This window comes from Methanothermobacter sp. KEPCO-1 (assembly GCF_008033705.1).
GTDB classification, from domain to species: domain Archaea; phylum Methanobacteriota; class Methanobacteria; order Methanobacteriales; family Methanothermobacteraceae; genus Methanothermobacter; species Methanothermobacter marburgensis.
This window is the reverse complement of the sequence record NZ_CP042937.1, coordinates 699,395-716,542: the sequence shown is the minus strand read 5'-3', so window position 1 is coordinate 716,542 and position 17,148 is coordinate 699,395. Positions and strand designations below refer to the sequence as shown.

The 17,148-nt window shown below is 48.5% G+C and carries 15 protein-coding genes; 12 read left to right on the top strand and 3 right to left on the bottom strand.

All coding sequences use genetic code 11. From position 1 onward, the window contains the following. Positions 1–13: 13 nt before the first annotated feature. The 12 genes from fwdA (at position 14) to FVF72_RS03780 (ending at position 13,450) form a co-directional block, all read left to right on the top strand. Positions 14–1,723, top strand: coding sequence for a tungsten-dependent formylmethanofuran dehydrogenase subunit FwdA (fwdA, locus tag FVF72_RS03835; RefSeq protein ID WP_013294980.1), 1,710 nt, complete (start codon positions 14–16; stop codon positions 1,721–1,723). Then, complete coding sequence (fwdC, locus tag FVF72_RS03830; RefSeq protein WP_013294981.1) at positions 1,720–2,532, top strand: tungsten-dependent formylmethanofuran dehydrogenase subunit FwdC; 813 nt, start codon at positions 1,720–1,722, stop codon at positions 2,530–2,532. The genes fwdA and fwdC overlap by 4 nt, the downstream gene beginning before the upstream one ends. A gap of 12 nt (positions 2,533–2,544) precedes the next feature. Beyond that, the gene (locus tag FVF72_RS03825) at positions 2,545–3,846 is read left to right on the top strand and encodes a formylmethanofuran dehydrogenase subunit B (protein WP_255503812.1); all 1,302 of its coding nucleotides are present in this window, start codon (positions 2,545–2,547) and stop codon (positions 3,844–3,846) included. A gap of 242 nt (positions 3,847–4,088) precedes the next feature. Next, the gene (gene nifH, locus FVF72_RS03820) at positions 4,089–4,916 is read left to right on the top strand and encodes a nitrogenase iron protein (protein WP_013294983.1); all 828 of its coding nucleotides are present in this window, start codon (positions 4,089–4,091) and stop codon (positions 4,914–4,916) included. A gap of 9 nt (positions 4,917–4,925) precedes the next feature. Then, positions 4,926–5,243: a P-II family nitrogen regulator gene (locus FVF72_RS03815; protein WP_147671252.1), complete on the top strand. Its 318-nt coding sequence runs from the start codon at positions 4,926–4,928 to the stop codon at positions 5,241–5,243. An 8-nt stretch (positions 5,244–5,251) separates the two neighbouring features. Further along, positions 5,252–5,617: a P-II family nitrogen regulator gene (locus FVF72_RS03810; protein ID WP_147671251.1), complete on the top strand. Its 366-nt coding sequence runs from the start codon at positions 5,252–5,254 to the stop codon at positions 5,615–5,617. Between the two features lie 63 nt (positions 5,618–5,680). Further along, positions 5,681–7,093, top strand: a complete 1,413-nt coding sequence (locus tag FVF72_RS03805) for a nitrogenase subunit alpha (RefSeq protein ID WP_013294986.1) — start codon at positions 5,681–5,683, stop codon at positions 7,091–7,093. Then, a complete protein-coding gene (locus tag FVF72_RS03800; RefSeq protein WP_147671250.1) occupies positions 7,093–8,472 on the top strand; it encodes a nitrogenase component 1 in 1,380 nt (459 codons plus the stop codon). The genes FVF72_RS03805 and FVF72_RS03800 overlap by 1 nt, the downstream gene beginning before the upstream one ends. After that, positions 8,441–9,883, top strand: a complete 1,443-nt coding sequence (nifE, locus tag FVF72_RS03795) for a nitrogenase iron-molybdenum cofactor biosynthesis protein NifE (RefSeq protein ID WP_147671249.1) — start codon at positions 8,441–8,443, stop codon at positions 9,881–9,883. The genes FVF72_RS03800 and nifE overlap by 32 nt, the downstream gene beginning before the upstream one ends. Further along, on the top strand, positions 9,873–11,213 hold the full coding sequence (locus tag FVF72_RS03790) for a nitrogenase component 1 (protein ID WP_013294989.1): 1,341 nt from the start codon (positions 9,873–9,875) through the stop codon (positions 11,211–11,213). The genes nifE and FVF72_RS03790 overlap by 11 nt, the downstream gene beginning before the upstream one ends. Continuing rightward, entirely contained in the window at positions 11,188–11,523 is a 336-nt protein-coding gene (locus FVF72_RS03785) for a NifB/NifX family molybdenum-iron cluster-binding protein (protein WP_048901158.1), read from the top strand. The genes FVF72_RS03790 and FVF72_RS03785 overlap by 26 nt, the downstream gene beginning before the upstream one ends. Before the next feature lie 10 nt (positions 11,524–11,533). Further along, complete coding sequence (locus tag FVF72_RS03780) at positions 11,534–13,450, top strand: molybdopterin-dependent oxidoreductase (protein WP_147671248.1); 1,917 nt, start codon at positions 11,534–11,536, stop codon at positions 13,448–13,450. A gap of 160 nt (positions 13,451–13,610) precedes the next feature. Here the strand turns inward: FVF72_RS03780 and FVF72_RS03775 are convergent, their stop codons facing one another. From FVF72_RS03775 to glnA, 3 genes are all read right to left on the bottom strand, one after another. Continuing rightward, entirely contained in the window at positions 13,611–13,895 is a 285-nt protein-coding gene (locus FVF72_RS03775) for a DUF2097 domain-containing protein (protein ID WP_238523376.1), read from the bottom strand. A gap of 101 nt (positions 13,896–13,996) precedes the next feature. Further along, complete coding sequence (locus FVF72_RS03770) at positions 13,997–15,679, bottom strand: DUF128 domain-containing protein (protein ID WP_013294993.1); 1,683 nt, start codon at positions 15,677–15,679, stop codon at positions 13,997–13,999. Between the two features lie 62 nt (positions 15,680–15,741). Then, positions 15,742–17,070, bottom strand: coding sequence for a type I glutamate--ammonia ligase (gene glnA / locus FVF72_RS03765; RefSeq protein ID WP_013294994.1), 1,329 nt, complete (start codon positions 17,068–17,070; stop codon positions 15,742–15,744). Positions 17,071–17,148: the final 78 nt, after the last annotated feature.

Below are 17,148 nucleotides of genomic sequence, written 5' to 3'. Positions count from 1 at the left end.
CGGGAGGATTCAAATGGAATACATAATCAAAAACGGATTTGTTTACTGTCCTCTTAACAACGTCGATGGAGAGAAGATGGACATCTGCGTCAGGGATGGTAAAATAGTTGAGAGCGTCAGTGACTCCGCAAAGGTCATTGATGCATCTGGAAAAATTGTGATGCCTGGAGGTGTCGACCCACACTCCCACATAGCAGGTGCAAAGGTCAACGTGGGAAGGATGTACAGGCCAGAAGACAGCCGAAGGGACGCTGAAAAGTTCAAGGCAGGAAGGGCCGGAAGCGGTTTCTCAGTACCATCAACCTTCATGACAGGTTACAGGTACGCCCAGATGGGTTACACCACCGCAATGGAGGCGGCCATGCCACCACTCCTTGCAAGGCACACCCATGAGGAGTTCCATGACACACCCATAATAGACCATGCGGCATACCCACTCTTCGGTAACAACTGGTTCGTGATGGAGTACCTCAAGGAGGGAGACGTGGATGCATGCGCAGCCTACGCCTCATGGCTCCTCAAGGCAACAAAGGGTTACACAATAAAGATAGTTAACCCCGCAGGTACAGAGGCCTGGGGATGGGGTGGAAACGTCCATGGAATCCATGACCCTGCTCCATACTTTGACATAACACCTGCAGAGATCATAAAGGGACTCGCAGAGGTTAACGAGAAACTCCAGCTACCACACTCAATACACCTCCACTGTAACGACCTGGGACACCCTGGAAACTATGAGACAACCCTTGCATCCTTCGACGTGCCAAAGAACATAAAGGCAAACCCTGCAACAGGTGAAAGGGATACAGTTTTATACGCCACACACGTCCAGTTCCACAGCTACGGCGGAACCACATGGAGGGACTTCGTATCAGAGGCACCAAAGATCGCAGACTACGTCAACAAAAATGACCACATAGTCATAGACGTTGGTCAGATAACCCTTGATGAGACCACAACAATGACAGCCGACGGCCCAATGGAATACGACCTCCACTCACTCAACGGCCTCAAATGGGCAAACTGTGACGTGGAACTCGAAACAGGTTCAGGTGTCGTCCCATTCATATACTCAGCAAGGGCACCTGTCCCAGCTGTCCAGTGGGCAATAGGTATGGAGTTATTCCTGCTTATCGACGACCCAGCAAAGGTCTGTCTCACAACAGACAGTCCAAACGCCGGTCCATTCACAAGGTACCCAAGGGTCATAGCCTGGCTCATGAGCAACAAGTACAGGATGAACCTCATCGAGGGAGAACTCCACAAGTGGGCCCAGAGGAAGAGTACCATAGCAACAGTTGACAGGGAATACACATTCTCAGAGATAGCCCAGATCACAAGGTCAACATCTGCAAAGGTCCTGGGTCTCAGCGAAACCAAGGGGCACCTTGGAGTCGGTGCAGATGCAGACATCGCGGTATACAACATCAACCCTGAAACAGTCGACCCATCAGTCGATTACATGGCAATTGAGGAAGGATTCTCAAGGGCAGCATACGTCCTCAAGGATGGAGAAATAGTGGTTAAGGACGGAGAAGTAGTGGCCTCACCACATGGAAGAACCTACTGGGTTGACACCCGGGTTGATGAGTCAACCTACAACGAGGTACTTGCCAAGGTGGAGAGCAAATTCAAACAGTACTACTCTGTTAACTTTGCAAACTACCCTGTGCAGGACGAGTACCTGCCAAAATCCGCTCCAGTTAAAGGGGTGATGCTATGAGTGAAATAATATTAACTCCAAAGGAACAGCCTGAAGTGCCACTGGAGGCACCCAACATCAAACCCGATGTATTCGCAGGAAAGTCAATAGACGAGATCAAAAACATCCAGATAATGTATGGTAACGAGGTCGTTAAACTGGGAGACTTCTTCGAGGTCAGCGGAGAACCAGCAGACGCAGCATCAGACATCAAGATCATCATCGACGGCGACGTATACAACACCAAGAGGATAGGCCAGGAGATGACAGCCGGCGAAATCCTGGTGAAGGGTAACGTGAACATGTACGTCGGAGCCGGTATGAAAGGCGGCAGGATCACAGTTGAAGGCAACGCAGCCTCATGGGCCGGACAGGACATGAGGGGAGGAGAACTTGAAATCCTTGGAAATGCGGCTGACTACGTTGGATCATCCTACCGTGGTGACTGGAGAGGTATGAGTGGTGGCGTCATAACAGTCCATGGAAACGCCGGAAACGAGATCGGAGAGTACATGAACGGCGGTAAGATCATCATCAAGGGCGACGTCAACATAATGCCTGGCATACACATGAACAACGGTCTCATAATCATCGAGGGCAACGCCGTTGCAAGGGTCGGCGGTGAAATGGCCGGCGGAACAATAATCGTAAAGGGAATGATACAGGAATTCCTTCCAGGATTCAAGTACCTTGGTGTTGAAAAGGACATAGAGGTTAACGGGGAAACCTTCCCTGGAGCATTCTACAAGTTTGAAGGAGATCACGCAATTAAGGGAGCTAAGGGTATAGTCTATGCGGCTGTCGGATGCAACGGCCACATAGAACCCTAACTGGAGGTAATTATCATGGAATACGTGAAAAATGTGGTCTGCCCCTTCTGCGGAACCCTCTGTGATGATATCATCTGTAAGGTTGAGGACAACGAGATTGTCGGAACCATCAATGCATGCAGGATAGGTCACAGCAAGTTCGTGCATGCAGAGGGTGCAGTGAGGTACAAAAAACCACTCATAAGGAAGAATGGCGAATTCGTCGAGGTAAGCTACGATGAGGCCATAGACAAGGCTGCAAAGATTCTTGCAGAATCAAAGAGACCACTCATGTACGGGTGGAGCTGTACAGAGTGTGAAGCACAGGCTGTTGGAGTTGAACTTGCAGAGGAGGCCGGTGCAGTAATCGATAACACAGCATCAGTCTGTCACGGACCATCAGTCCTTGCCCTCCAGGACGTGGGTTATCCTATCTGTACCTTCGGTGAGGTCAAAAACAGGGCTGACGTGGTGGTCTACTGGGGATGCAACCCCATGCACGCCCACCCAAGGCACATGTCAAGGAACGTATTTGCCCGCGGATTCTTCAGGGAAAGGGGAAGATCAGACAGGACACTCATAGTCGTTGATCCGAGGAAAACTGACAGCGCAAAGCTTGCAGACATACACCTCCAGCTGGACTTTGACCGTGACTATGAACTTCTCGATGCAATGAGGGCATACCTCCTTGGAAACGAGATACTCTACGATGAGGTTGCAGGTGTACCAAGGGAGCAGATCGAAGAGGCTGTTGAGGTGCTCAAAAAGGCACAGTTCGGTATACTCTTCTTCGGTATGGGTATAACCCACAGCAGGGGTAAACACAGGAACATTGACACAGCCATTATGATGGTTGAGGACCTCAATGACTATGCAAAATGGACACTCATACCCATGAGGGGACACTACAACGTTACAGGTTTCAACCAGGTCTGCACCTGGGAGAGCGGATACCCATACTGTGTTGACTTCTCAGAGGGGGAGCCAAGGTACAACCCAGGGGAGACCGGTGCAAACGACCTTCTCCAGAATAGGGAGGCCGATGCGATGATGGTCATAGCCTCTGACCCTGGTGCCCACTTCCCACAGAGGGCACTTGAGAGGATGGCTGAGATCCCGGTCATTGCAATCGAGCCCCACAGGACCCCCACAACCGAGCTGGCTGACATCATAATTCCACCGGCCATCGTGGGTATGGAGGCTGAGGGTACAGCCTACCGTATGGAGGGTGTCCCCATAAGGATGAAGAAGGTTGTTGACTCAGACCTCCTCTCAGACAGGGAGATCCTGGAGAGACTCCTTGAAAAGGTGAGGGAATACAGGGCCTCAAAGTAATCAGGCCCTCCTATTTCTATTTATTTTAAAACTTTTGATTTGGTTTCTGTTGATTTTTATGGGTACTTAAAGCACATTGAAATATTTCAGTGGTTCTGTTTTTGATCTGGTTTCTGTTCATGTTTAAGGATATCTGAGCGCATAATTTTCAGCCATGTGCCGAAAAGTTTAAATATGATACCCTCAAATAATAGAGTGTCGGAATAAGGAAGCATACTTCCGACTGAGATGGTGATTGATGTATGGTACGTAAAATTGCAATATATGGTAAGGGTGGAATCGGAAAATCCACAACACAGCAGAACACTGCAGCGGCAATGAGCTACTTCCATGGAAAAAACGTGATGATCCATGGATGCGACCCCAAGGCAGACAGCACACGCCTTATACTGGGCGGTAAAATGCAGACAACCATGATGGACACCCTGCGTGAACTGGGAGAAGGTGCATGCACACCAGACAAGGTTATAGAAACAGGATTTGGAGGTATAAGGTGTGTTGAATCAGGAGGTCCAGAACCGGGTGTCGGATGCGCAGGCAGGGGTGTTATAACCGCCATAACCCTCATGGAGAGGCATGGGGTCTATGAAAACGACCTGGACTTTGTATTCTTTGATGTGCTCGGTGACGTGGTATGCGGGGGGTTTGCAATGCCGGTGAGAGACGGAAAGGCGGAGGAAATATACATCGTGGCATCAGGTGAGATGATGGCACTCTATGCCGCCAACAACATCTGCAGGGGTATGGTGAAATATGCACGGCAGAGTGGCGTCAGACTTGGGGGGATAATATGCAACAGCAGAAACGTTGATGGCGAAAGGGAACTCCTTGAAGAATTCTGTGAAAGAATAGGGACACAGATGATACACTTCGTGCCAAGGGATAACATCGTACAGAAGGCAGAATTCAACAAAAAATCTGTCATAGAGTTCGACCCCGAGTGCAACCAGTCACAGGAGTACAGGGAACTTGCAAGGAAAATAATTGAAAACACAGATTTTGTAATACCAGAACCCATGACAATGGATGAAATGGAGGACCTCGTTGTAAAATACGGGGTTCTGGACTAGGTGTTAAAAATGAAGATGATAAGGGCCATAATAAGACCAGAAAAGTCTGAAGAGGTGGCTGATGCTCTGGATGACGCAGGATTCCCGGCCCTCACAAAGATAGACGTTATAGGGAGGGGTAAGCAGAAGGGCATACGGTTCGATGAAATCTACTATGATGAGATACCCAAGACCATGATGCTCATCGTCGTGGATGATGCTGATGCAGAGAGGGTGGTCTCGGTTATCAGTGAAAGCGGATACACAGGCAAAATTGGGGATGGTAAAATATTCATAAGCCCCGTGGAAAACGCCTACACCGTCAGAACAAGAGAGGAAGGTCTTTAGGTGTCTGAATGAAAGAAGTAATCGCCATAATAAGACCAAAGAATATGAAGAAAACCAGGGATGTCCTTGAATCCCTGGGGTTCCCGTCATTCAACGCCACAAGAGTCCTCGGGAGGGGCAAGCAGAGGGCCATAATTGATGAGGTCACCATCCCCTCTCCATCTCCTGAAATTGATGAGGTGAGGGGAACAATGAGATACATTCCCAAGAGGATGATCCAGATAACCGTGGAGGATTCTGACGTGCAACTGGTTGTGGAGGCCATAATGAAGGTCAACCACACGGGAAAAATTGGAGACGGGAAGATCTTTGTATGTCCGGTAGACGATGCAATGAGGATAAGGACAGGTGATAGGGGGACTGAAGCACTTTAACCTGTATCTGAGATGGATAGAGTGGGCTTTAGTTATCCCGTATAAATCAAAGGATGATTCAAAATGCCATTTGAACTGTTTGGCGTCGATGCTGAAATACCCGATAGAAAAAAGCACATCTATGTAAAGAAGCAGGGGGATCCTGAGGGAGACATACCAGCATGCAACACAACAACGATCCCTGGCTGCATGACAGAGAGGGGATGCGCATTTGCAGGTGCAAAGGGTGTGATAACAGGGGCAATAAAGGATGCGCTTCATGTTATCCACTCACCGGTTGGATGCACAGCATATGGTTACGGTACAAAGAGGTACCCCACATCACAGGAAATGCCCGATGGAAGCATGTTCCCCATAGAAAAATTCAACCTAAAATACATAACAGGAACGGATCTGAGTGAGTCGGATGTGGTTTTTGGTGGTATGGACAAACTCAAAAGGTGCATCCTGGAGGCGGTCAGGGAATTCCCTGAGGCAAACGCAGTTTACACCTACGCAACCTGTACAACAGGCCTCATAGGGGACGATATTGATGCAATTTCAAGGGAGGTCTCAGAGGAGATAGGTAAGGATGTTGTTGCAATAAACGCTCCAGGATTTGCAGGTCCAACACAGTCAAAGGGACATCAGGTTGCCAACTACACACTATTTGAGGACCTGGTGGGAACCGCGGAGCCCCCCAGAACCACAGAATATGACGTGAACCTCATAGGGGAGTACAATATCGATGGGGACCTCTGGGTTCTGAAAAAATACTTTGAGGAGATGGGGATAAACGTCCTGAGCACATTCACAGGCGACTGCTGTCACGACGAGATAAAGTGGATGCACAGGGCAAAGCTGAGTCTGGTCAGATGTCAGAGATCAGCAAACTACATTGCAAAGCTCCTTGAGGAGAGATATGGTGTTCCCTACATGAAGGTTGACTTCTTTGGAATAGAATACTGCAGAAAAAACCTCATGGCAATAGGGGAATATTTTGGAATACCCGAGAGGGCAGAGAGGGTGATAGAGGATAGAATGAAAAAAATAGGTCCAGAAATTCAGTATTTCAAAGATAAACTCAGGGGTAAGAGGGTCTGGGTTTTCTCAGGGGGCCCCAAAAACTGGCATCTACCCCGCCCACTTGAGGATGAACTTGGAATGGAAGTGGTTGCAGTTTCAACAATGTTCGAACACGAAGACGGCTACGAGAAGATCAAGAAAAGGGTACGGGAGGGTACAGTGATAGTGGATGACCCCAACTCACTGGAACTCGAGGAGATCATCGAGAAATACAGGCCAGACATCATCCTGTCTGGAATAAAGGAAAAATACCTGGCCCATAAACTTGGAGTGCCCTGCATACTCATCCACTCATATGAAAACGGGCCATACATCGGCTTTGAGGGGTTCCTTAATCTGGCGAGGGACATGTACGCGGCAATATACAATCCTGTATGGGACCTGCTTGAATTCGAGGAGGATGTTAACTGATGCCAGAAATAAACGTGATGGAGAGGGGAAGGGAGCTTGTGGTAAACCCCCTCGTCACCTGCCAGCCATTCGGTGCAATGTTCGCAACCCTGGGTATAAGGAGGGGTCTGCCCCTGGTTCACGGCTCCCAGGGCTGCAGCACCTTTGTGAGATACGGACTCAACAGACACTTCAGAGAACCCGCAGAGATAGCCGTCACATCGCTCCATGAGGACGCAGCTGTGTTTGGGGGTAGAAGTAACATAATAAACGGTGTTAAAAACCTTGTGAAGAGATTCAGGCCCGACCTTGTGGGAATTGTAACCACCTGTTCAAGTGAAATAATAGGGGATGACGTGGATGGGTTCATGAGGGTCGCTGAAACCGAACTGCGCGAGGAACTTGGAGACAGGTTCCAGACAAAACTGGTTCACATATCAACACCCAGCTTCGTTGAAAACCACTTCAGGGGATATGGAAACGCCATAAAATCATTCATAGAGACCCTGGCCAGGGAGGACGGTGACTGCAACCACAAACTCAACATAATACCAGGTATAGTCAACCCCGGCGACATAAGGGAGATAGGGCACATGCTTGGCCTCATGGACATAACTCCCATAATACTCACCGATACCTCAGACCCCTTTGATTCACCCCTCAGACCATCAAAAACAGAGCAGATGCCATTCTACCCCCCTGGAGGAACAGCTGTTCCTGAAATAGAGGACTCATCAAACAGCATGGGAACACTGAGCCTGACGATGTACGGGGATGAAGCCTTGAACACACTTGAAAAACGATTCAGGGTTCCAGGGGAATACTCTATGCCAATCGGGGTCCGCAATACAGATGAATTTGTCCGCAGGGCAGCCAGGATTTCAGAAAAGGATGTGAGCGATGAACTGCTTGATGAAAGAGGCATACTGATTGACTCCATGGCAGACCTCAGTTCAAGGTACCTATTTGGAAGAACAGCCGCGGTCTACGGGGACCCGGACATGGTGGCAGGAATATCAAGGTTCCTTTGCGAACTTGGAATAACACCACTCCACACCTGCACCGGCACAGATAATGAACTCTTCATTGACAGGATGAAGACGGTGGCAGCCGAGGCAGATGAACGGATAAATGTCATGGTAAAATCAGATCTCAGGGCACTTGAAGAGAGACTCTCAGAGGAACCAGTTGACCTGATGATAGGAAACTCAGATGGTAGACTCATAGCCCAAGACCTCGGGATACCCCTTGTGAGGGTTGGCTACCCGGTATATGACAGGGTGGGCTATCAGAGGGTGCCCATCACAGGTTACAGGGGGGCTGTGAATCTCCTCAACAGAATAACAAACACGGTACTCAGGGAATACTATGAACCACAGCACTGGAAACTGCAGCAGTAAAGAGAATTTTTCAGCGGACACCACAGCAGATTTAAAGGTTGAGGAGGTCCCTGAAGCGGTGATAAACACGCTCTCCCCCAGAAGAGAACACTTCACAAGGAGCTGCAGCGGGGGAGGGCCCCGCTGTAATCGTGAATCCCTTCCAGGCATGGTAACCCAGAGGTCCTGCGTGTATGGGGGGGCAAGGGTTGTTCTCATGCCCATAACGGATGCAGCCCACCTTGTGCATGGACCAGTGGGATGCGCGGCATGCACCTGGGACATCAGGGGAAGCAGAAGCTCAAAGTCTGAACTCTACAGGATGGGATTCTCAACCGGCCTTGAGGAAAAGGATGTGGTGTTTGGTGGGGAGGACAAACTCCTTGAATGTATACTGGAGATAAATGAAATCCACTCCCCCTCAGCCATATTCGTCTACTCCACATGTGTTTCAGGCGTCATAGGGGACGACATAGCGGCTGTATGCAGAACAGCAGAAAACAAAACAGGAAAATGGGTAATACAGGTGCAGTCTGAGGGATTCAGAAGCTTCAACAAGTCACTGGGCCACCAGCTAGCCTGCGATGTTATTCTCAGGCACATAATAGGACGTGGAGATGCTGAAGTCAGGGAAAACTCGGTTAACCTTGTGGGAGAGTTCAATGTTGCAGGGGACCTCTGGGAGATAAAGGGTCTACTTGAGAAAATGGGTATTCACGTGGTTTCATCCATAACCGGCGATTCAACGGTGGCTGAAATCTCAGAAGCCCACACAGCGCAGCTTAACATTGTACAGTGCAGCAAATCATCAGGTTACATTGCAGAGGAGATGAAGAGGAAATACGGGATACCCTACATAAATGTCAATTTTTTTGGGATAAAAGAGACCATGGATTCCCTGCTATCGATTTCAGATTTCTTTGATCTCAATGCTGAGGAACGGATCAGCTCAATGGCAGAAAAAACACATGAAATGATCAGAGGCTACAGAAGAGCCCTTGAGGGAAAAAAGGTGGCAATATACGTGGGCGGTAACAAGGCATGGTCCCTTATAAGGGCATTCAGGGACCTTGGAATGGAGGTGATAATGAGCGGAACCCAGAACGGGCTCCCTGAAGACTACCTGAAGATAATGGGGAAGTCAGGAAGGGAACTGATACTCTTTGATGATGCAAATCCAGTTGAACTTTCAGAACTCCTGCGGAAATACAGGCCTGATCTGGTTGTCTCAGGGGCCAAGGAAAAGTACCTCTCCTATAAGCTTGGAATACCCTTCTGTGAATTTAACCATGACAGGATAAAACCATTCTCAGGGTTTGGAGGATTCTTGAATTTTGTAGAGGAAGTTAAAAGGACTCTGGAAAGTCCCATATGGACTCTGGCCAGCAAAAAAAGGTTATCAGGACCAGGAGGCATGTCCGGTGAAGCATAGAAGCACCATAATAAACCCTGGAATTATCTGCCAGCCCCTGGGCGCTGTCATGGCATTCCTGGGTATCAGGGGATCAATGCCACTCATACATGGTTCACAGGGTTGCAGCACATATATGAGGTTTCAGCTCACAAGACACTTCAGAGAACCTGTAAATATAGCCTCAAGTTCTCTGAGTGAAGCCACAGTCGTATATGGCGGAGAAGAAAACCTTTTAAGAGCCCTGAAGACAGTTGAAGAACAGTACAGTCCTGAAGTTATAGGTGTAATTTCAGGCTGCCTCTCAGAGACCATAGGAGATGACATTGATAGAATAGTGGATAAACACAGGGAAAGTGGGGGATCTGAGATTATAACTGTCTCATCACCTGGTTTCAGGGGTTCACACGTGGATGGATATGAGGCCGCTGTTAAATCCATTCTCAGATCACTTGTTATGGAGCATGCTGAACCTGTGGATAGAATAAACATTATAAATGGTATCATGAGCCCTGCAGACACCTCAGAGATAAAGAATATCCTTGAGGGAATGGGTGTGGATTTCCTCATGATAACCGATAACTCCGAGTCCCTTGACGAACCCTTCGATGGCGACCCCTATTTTATAACACGTCATGGAACATCCATTCATGACATAGCTACGGCAGGTGACTCCATGGCCACCCTAAACCTTGGGGGGTACGGTGGAGGTGAGTTCCTCGAAAAGAAATACGGGGTTAAGAACATTGAACTCCCGATCCCTGCAGGCCTTGAAGGGACGGATAAATTTTTAGGGGTCCTCCTGGATCTTTTCCATTCAGATATTTCCCGCTCAATCAGGAGGGAGAGGGGTAGACTGATGGATGCAATGATAGATTCCCATCAGTACACCTCAGGGAGGAGGGTGGCCATATTTGCCGACCCATCCTATGTTGTTGCGGTAACATCACTGGTACTTGAGATGGGAATGCAACCATATGTTTTCACAGGTTCCAGGAGCAGATACTTCCATGAAAAAATCAGCCAGTTTCAGAGAAAATGGGGATTTCAATTCCCGGCAGAAAGTGGAGTGGACATATCTGGCTTAAAGGAGAACCTTGCTGGCAGAGAGGTCGATGTCCTTATAGGAAACTCCCACTGCGCAAGGGTCGCCAGGGAACTTGGAGTACCACTCCTGAGGATGGGTTTCCCGGTTTACGACAGGGTGGGGTCCCAGAGAATAAGAATAGCAGGCTACGGCGGGGGGATATCCTTTGTTGACTCCCTCACAAACCTGATACTTGAGAGCCACTATGATGATGGATATGAAATTGATGGTGATACATGTGATAAGGATAGCTGTTGCATCTGATGACGGCAGATACGTTAACAGACACTTCGCGGATGCAGATGCCTTCATAGTTTTTGAGAGGATTGATAATGAAATCAAATTTTCTGAAATAAGAAAGCTGGATGGGGGAAAAATAGAGAAGCACGACGATAGATGGAGGCGGGTCCTGGACCTTATTGATGATTGTGAAATCGTAATATGCAGAAGGATAGGGGAAAAACCCCTTGAGGAGGCCAAAAGGAGGGGTGTTATAGTCTTTGAATCAGATGATGGAATAGCTGCGGCAATACTGAAATCACTCACGGAACTGAACATATCCTGCAGAGTATAATGGGTCTCCCATGAGAGTCTTCACAACCTGCACAAGGGACTGTCCAGGCGCATGTGGTCTCACAGTCAGAGTTGAGGGGGGAGTGGTCAGGTCCATAGGTGGAAACAGAGGACATCCCCACAGCAGGGGATTTTTATGCAGAAAAACAGCCAGCTACCACAGGACGAGGCTCTACTCAGATAAAAGGATCCTGAAACCCCTCATGAGGGATGGAAATCAGTGGAGGACCGTATCCTGGGATGAGGCTCTTCAAACAGTAGCTGATGTGATGAACAGATGTGTGGATGAATACGGCGCGGAATCCATAATCTACTATCAGGGATTCGGGGCAAGAACGGCCCTTAGACTTCTTAACAGGAGATTTTTCAATTCTCTGGGGGCAACAACCCTTGAGGGAACGCTCTGTGGAGGTACAGCTATAGAGGCCCATAAAATGGATTTCGGGAAAAGGGTATCCCATGAACCACGCGACCACCTCAACAGCAGAAACATATTCATCTGGGGACGTAACCCGGCAGTTACCGACCTTAACCTCTGGAGGATAATAAGGAGGGCCCAGCGCAACGGGAAAACCATCGTCACAGTTGACCCTCTAAGGACCGAGACAGCAGCCAGAGCAGATATCCACTGCCAGATTAAACCTGGCACCGATATGTACCTTGCAATTGCACTTTCAAAGATCATCGTGGAGGAGGGAATTCACGACCAGAAGTTTATGGATAATCATTCAGAGAACTCCGATGTCTACCTGAACGTCCTTGATGCCTTCAGCCTCTCTGAACTATCAGGGATCACAGGGATTCCCGAAAAAATGGTGTATGAACTTGCCTTCACCTATTCGGATGGTCCGAGCAGCATAATCATTGGCTGGGGGCTGCAGCGGTACTTCAACTCCCACATAACCTGCAGGTTCATAGATGCACTCGCCGCCATATCAGGCAATATAGGGATCAGGGGAGGGGGCGTCAGCAGCGGATTTGATGAATACGGCGGTTTTGATGAATCGGTCTGCCTTGAAGACAGAAGAAAAATATCCATGCCGCTTTTTGGAAGGGACCTTGAGAATCTGGATTCACCAGAGGCAAAATGCGTCTTCATAACTGCAGGCAACCCGGTGAACCTGGGCCCTAATTCAATGAAAACCCTGAGTGCCCTCAGAAAAATGGATCTTGTGGTCATGGTCGACCACTTCCTCAACGACACATCATATGCTGCCGACATATTTCTTCCAGCAACAACCTTCCTTGAGGAAACAGATCTGGTGGGCAGTTACGGCCACCCCTATATCTCTCCGGTAAATGCGGCAGTCAGGCCCTCAGGGGAATGCCGGTCAGAATTCTGGATTTTAAAGAGACTATCAGAGTTCATGGGCCTTGATAACCTGGAGGGATCCCTAATGGAATGGCTTGAAATTATAGCAGCACCCCTCCTTGATTACCATGGAATAGAGATCCAGGATCTTCTAAAAAGACCATACCGGGTGCCTGGAATTCCAGAGGTTCCATTTGAGGATTTCAAATTCTATACAGAGAGCAGAAGGTTCATCTTACCATCAGAAATCCCCTCAGAGGTCGGAATTTCGGATGAAAAATCTCTTAGACTTTTAACAGTAATGAACTCTGAGTGGATAGGATCCAGAGAACCATATGATGAAGAGAAGCTACTGGAGGTCTTTATACATCCAGAGACCCTATTAAAAACAGGATTGGAAGATGGTGAAACCGTGACCCTTGAATCAGGTGCGGGCAGAACATGTGCAACTGTAAGGTCCTCTGATAAGGTGTATCCTGGATGCGCCCTGTCATTCAGGGGCACCTGGCTCTCAAGGGGCGGGTGTATAAATACCGTAATCGAGGATGGAAAGACAGAGAGGGGCCATGGAACACCCTACCATGAGACCAGAATAAAAATTAAAAAGCGTCATTGAGGGTGAACTCACTGAATAATAGAGTTCAACAGATAGAGCTAAAATTAAAAAGGAGATCTCATGCAGGTTTCCTGTTGAGTAGATGGGCCATCAGACTCACAATTATAAATCCAGCCACTATGAGTGAAACTATCTCTACCACAGCCAACATCCAATCACCTCATTCATCAACAGCCTCAATTACGCATACCCCACCCTCACATTCGTGCTCCAGTTCGATGAGGTATTCCTTCAGCTTCTCAACGTCAATCGTTGTAAGACCCTTTATTAGGTCACTGTCTATCTTTATCTGTATGACGCCCGCGTTGTTGGTGACAACCTTTCCAGGAATGTATACGCGACCCAGGGATAATCTCACCGTATCCCCTGGTTTAACCTCTTCCCTTATGTACCTGCAGAGTTCATCGCAGGTTGCTATTCTATTTTCCTTTTTCAAATAAATCACCTTTGCCTCTGATTATATAGTCTTATGATCGTTATAAAATAAGTTTTACACCAGTCATGATGAGTTCCAGGGTCAGGGGTTCTAGTCCTATGAAATAGGGTTTACACCTCGTCAACATACATGAATTCCTTAAGTTCCATGAGCCCCTCAACGGCCTTTATCCTTATATCGATACCTGCCTCACGGACAGCTGCAAGGGGATTCAGGCCTCCAGGGGTCACTATCCCCGCATGGTACTTCTCCACACGGGCGTTGTAGACTATCTCACTGGGTTTGCCAATTTTCAGTATGCTGAAACCTGCTTCTGATAGATCTTCAATGAGGTCTGTGGTGTGATCCCTTGCAAGGTAGGGCACCTCACGGAGACTTGCAAGTACCCTGCCCGGACCATCAAGGGCTTCAAGAACTGCAGTCATATTCTTTGAAACGTAGATCTCATGGGGGTCCAGGGATGAGCCGCTGTAGGCTGTTAGCTCAACAAAGCGGGGATCCCTAACTCCAACCTCAAGGAGGCCCCCATACTTTGGTGTGGACATGATTCCGTTCTTTATGAGTATCCCGTCCAGGGTGAGGCTGCAGACAGTTGCAATTCCAGCCATTTCACCCTCATCCGTGATTCCTATAAGTGGCAGGGTTGAAAATTCGGGGCGCTTCCCCAGGACGTCACGTATGATCTCGAGGGCTTCATCAAGATCCTCTCTTTTAACCAGGGATATGTTTGCAATTATCCTCCCAGAAAAATCCCTGTGGTTGAAATCAACCCTGTTTATGAGGTTCCAGGCCTTTGAAAGCAGGAATCTGACCCTGACACCCCTTTCAGGTGCAGATGCCATCAAACTCCCCTCAGGTTTTACGAGGGGTTCCAGGTTTCTGAAGTCAATGAGGTTCTCTGCCAGCTTGATCTCAGCCATGTAACCTGCCTCCTGTATTGCGCAGAGTGGAGTTATTCCTCCTATGATGGCAACCCCAACCATTCCATCAGCCACAGGGACTCCTAGGACATCCTCCCCTGGATCGCCCACCTTGAGGACGCCTGATATATCGGCTCCCTCAAGTTTTCTGAAGAGTTTCATGGCCTCCTCCCTTGCGGTTCCAGGTATGAGACGGAGATTTGCAGGTACGGTCCCCTCTCCGTTTTCAATGACATCCAGAACTGAGGTCATGTTCTCGGATGTGAATGCCTCCAGGGGGGTCATAGATGTTTTCTTGTATGCTATGAGTTCCCTGAAGTTCACGGGCCTGCTCTCCTCGAACCTCACAAGCCCCCCAAACTGGGGTATTACAGGGATTCCATTCATGAGCAGAAGACCATCAACCGTTGTTCCGCAGATGGTACTTATTACAAACTCCCCATCGTGTTCTTCGAGCCTGACACGGGGGCTCAAACAGAAACCGTTTTTCATAACATATTTCAGGGTTTCGATGGATTCAGGGGATATCCTTGATGTGTTTACAACCACCTTCCCCTCAAGGGTATCAGGGTTGAAACTTGTACGGTAGATCATACTCTCAAACTTTGAGAATATGAAGTCCACTTGGTCGTAGACGAGGCCACGGTTTATCTCCTGCAGCCCCTTTTCTGTTATCCTTCTTCCGGCGTAACCAACCCTTTCTGTAAGGCCCTTTTCATCAAGTATGCGCATGTGGTATCTGACAGCACGTTCTCCTAGGTCGTAGCCCTTCTTTTTAAGTTCTGATGCTATTATCTTTGCCCCAAGGACGTCGTCGTGCTCTGCAAGGATCCTCAGGATCTCCATCATCTTCTGGTTGGTCTCTTCAGCCATCAGCAAACACCATATAAAAAATAGGGAGGGGGGTTATTTAAAGTTTAATAAAAAAAGGAGGGTTAGATGTCAAGGTATCTTTCAAGTTCGTACTTGAAGACCCTCACCCGGTAGTCGTCCCATTCCTTGTGCTTTATCTCCATGAACTTCTCATAGACATGGTCCCCGAGGGCTCCCTTGATGACATCGTCCTCCTCAAGGGCATGGTATGCCTCCCAGAGACTTGATGGGAGGGTTTCGATTCCCATTTCCCTGAGTTCAGGAATGGATTTTTCGAATACATCGATTTCAGTTGGTTCGCCGGGGTCAATTCTGTTCTGTATACCGTTCATACCTGCTTCCAGCATGGCTGCAAATGCAAGGTAAGGGTTGCATGAGGGGTCAGGCATCCTCAGTTCCACACGTGTTCCCTTACCACGGGATGCAGGGATCCTTACAAGGGTTGACCTGTTTTTGAGGCCGTATGCGATGTACACAGGGGCCTCATAGCCTGGCACGAGCCTCTTGTAGGAGTTGACTGTCGGTGCACATACCGCTGATAGTGCCGGGGCATGCTTGAGGAGCCCTCCTATGAAGTACATGGCCTCTTCTGATAACTGGGTCTCGGTGTTGGGGTCGTAGAATACGTTTTCACCGTCCTTGAAGAGTGACTGGTGGCAGTGCATACCGCTACCGTTTTCACCGAAGAATGGTTTTGGCATGAAGGTTACCATGTAACCCATCTTGTCAACTATAGCCTTTATCGCCTGCTTGAAGGTTATGACGGCGTCTGCTGTTTTAAGTGCCTTGTCAAATTTGAAGTCTATCTCATGCTGCCCTGGGGCGACCTCGTGGTGGCTTACCTCAACATCGAAGTCGAGGGCCTCCAGGTCCATCACGAGTTTTCTCCTGAAGTCTGTACCCTGGTCCACTGGTTCCACATCGAAGTATGCGCCGCAGTCGTGGGGTATTATGTTCCCATCCTCGTCCTGGTCCAGGATGAAGAATTCGGGTTCGGGTCCGACGTTGTATTCGTAGCCCAGGTGGGCGTATTTGTCAAGGGTCCTTTTGAGCACGTACCTTGGGTCTCCCTCGAATGGTTTTCCCTCTGGCCAGTATATGTCACAGATGAATCTGCAGACACCCTTTTCCTCTGGCCTCCAGGGGAGTGTTGAGAAGGTGTCAGGGTCTGGTTTGAGGACCAGGTCACTTTCGTTTATGTCGACGAATCCCTCAATTGATGACCCATCAAAGAGGAGACCGTCCTTTATTATGTCCTCTATCTGGTCTGGCCTTACCAGGGGTATTGCCATGTTTTTTGGTTTTCCGTGTATGTCCACAAACTGAAGGCGGACGAATTTTACTCCGCATTCATCCATTTTAGCTATTATTTTTCCAATCTTATCTGACATGGGTTATGCCTCCGTGGCATGAGATTAACTGTCACCGGAAGTAACTTTCCTTCTACTGGTTTATATATTTTTTGGCCA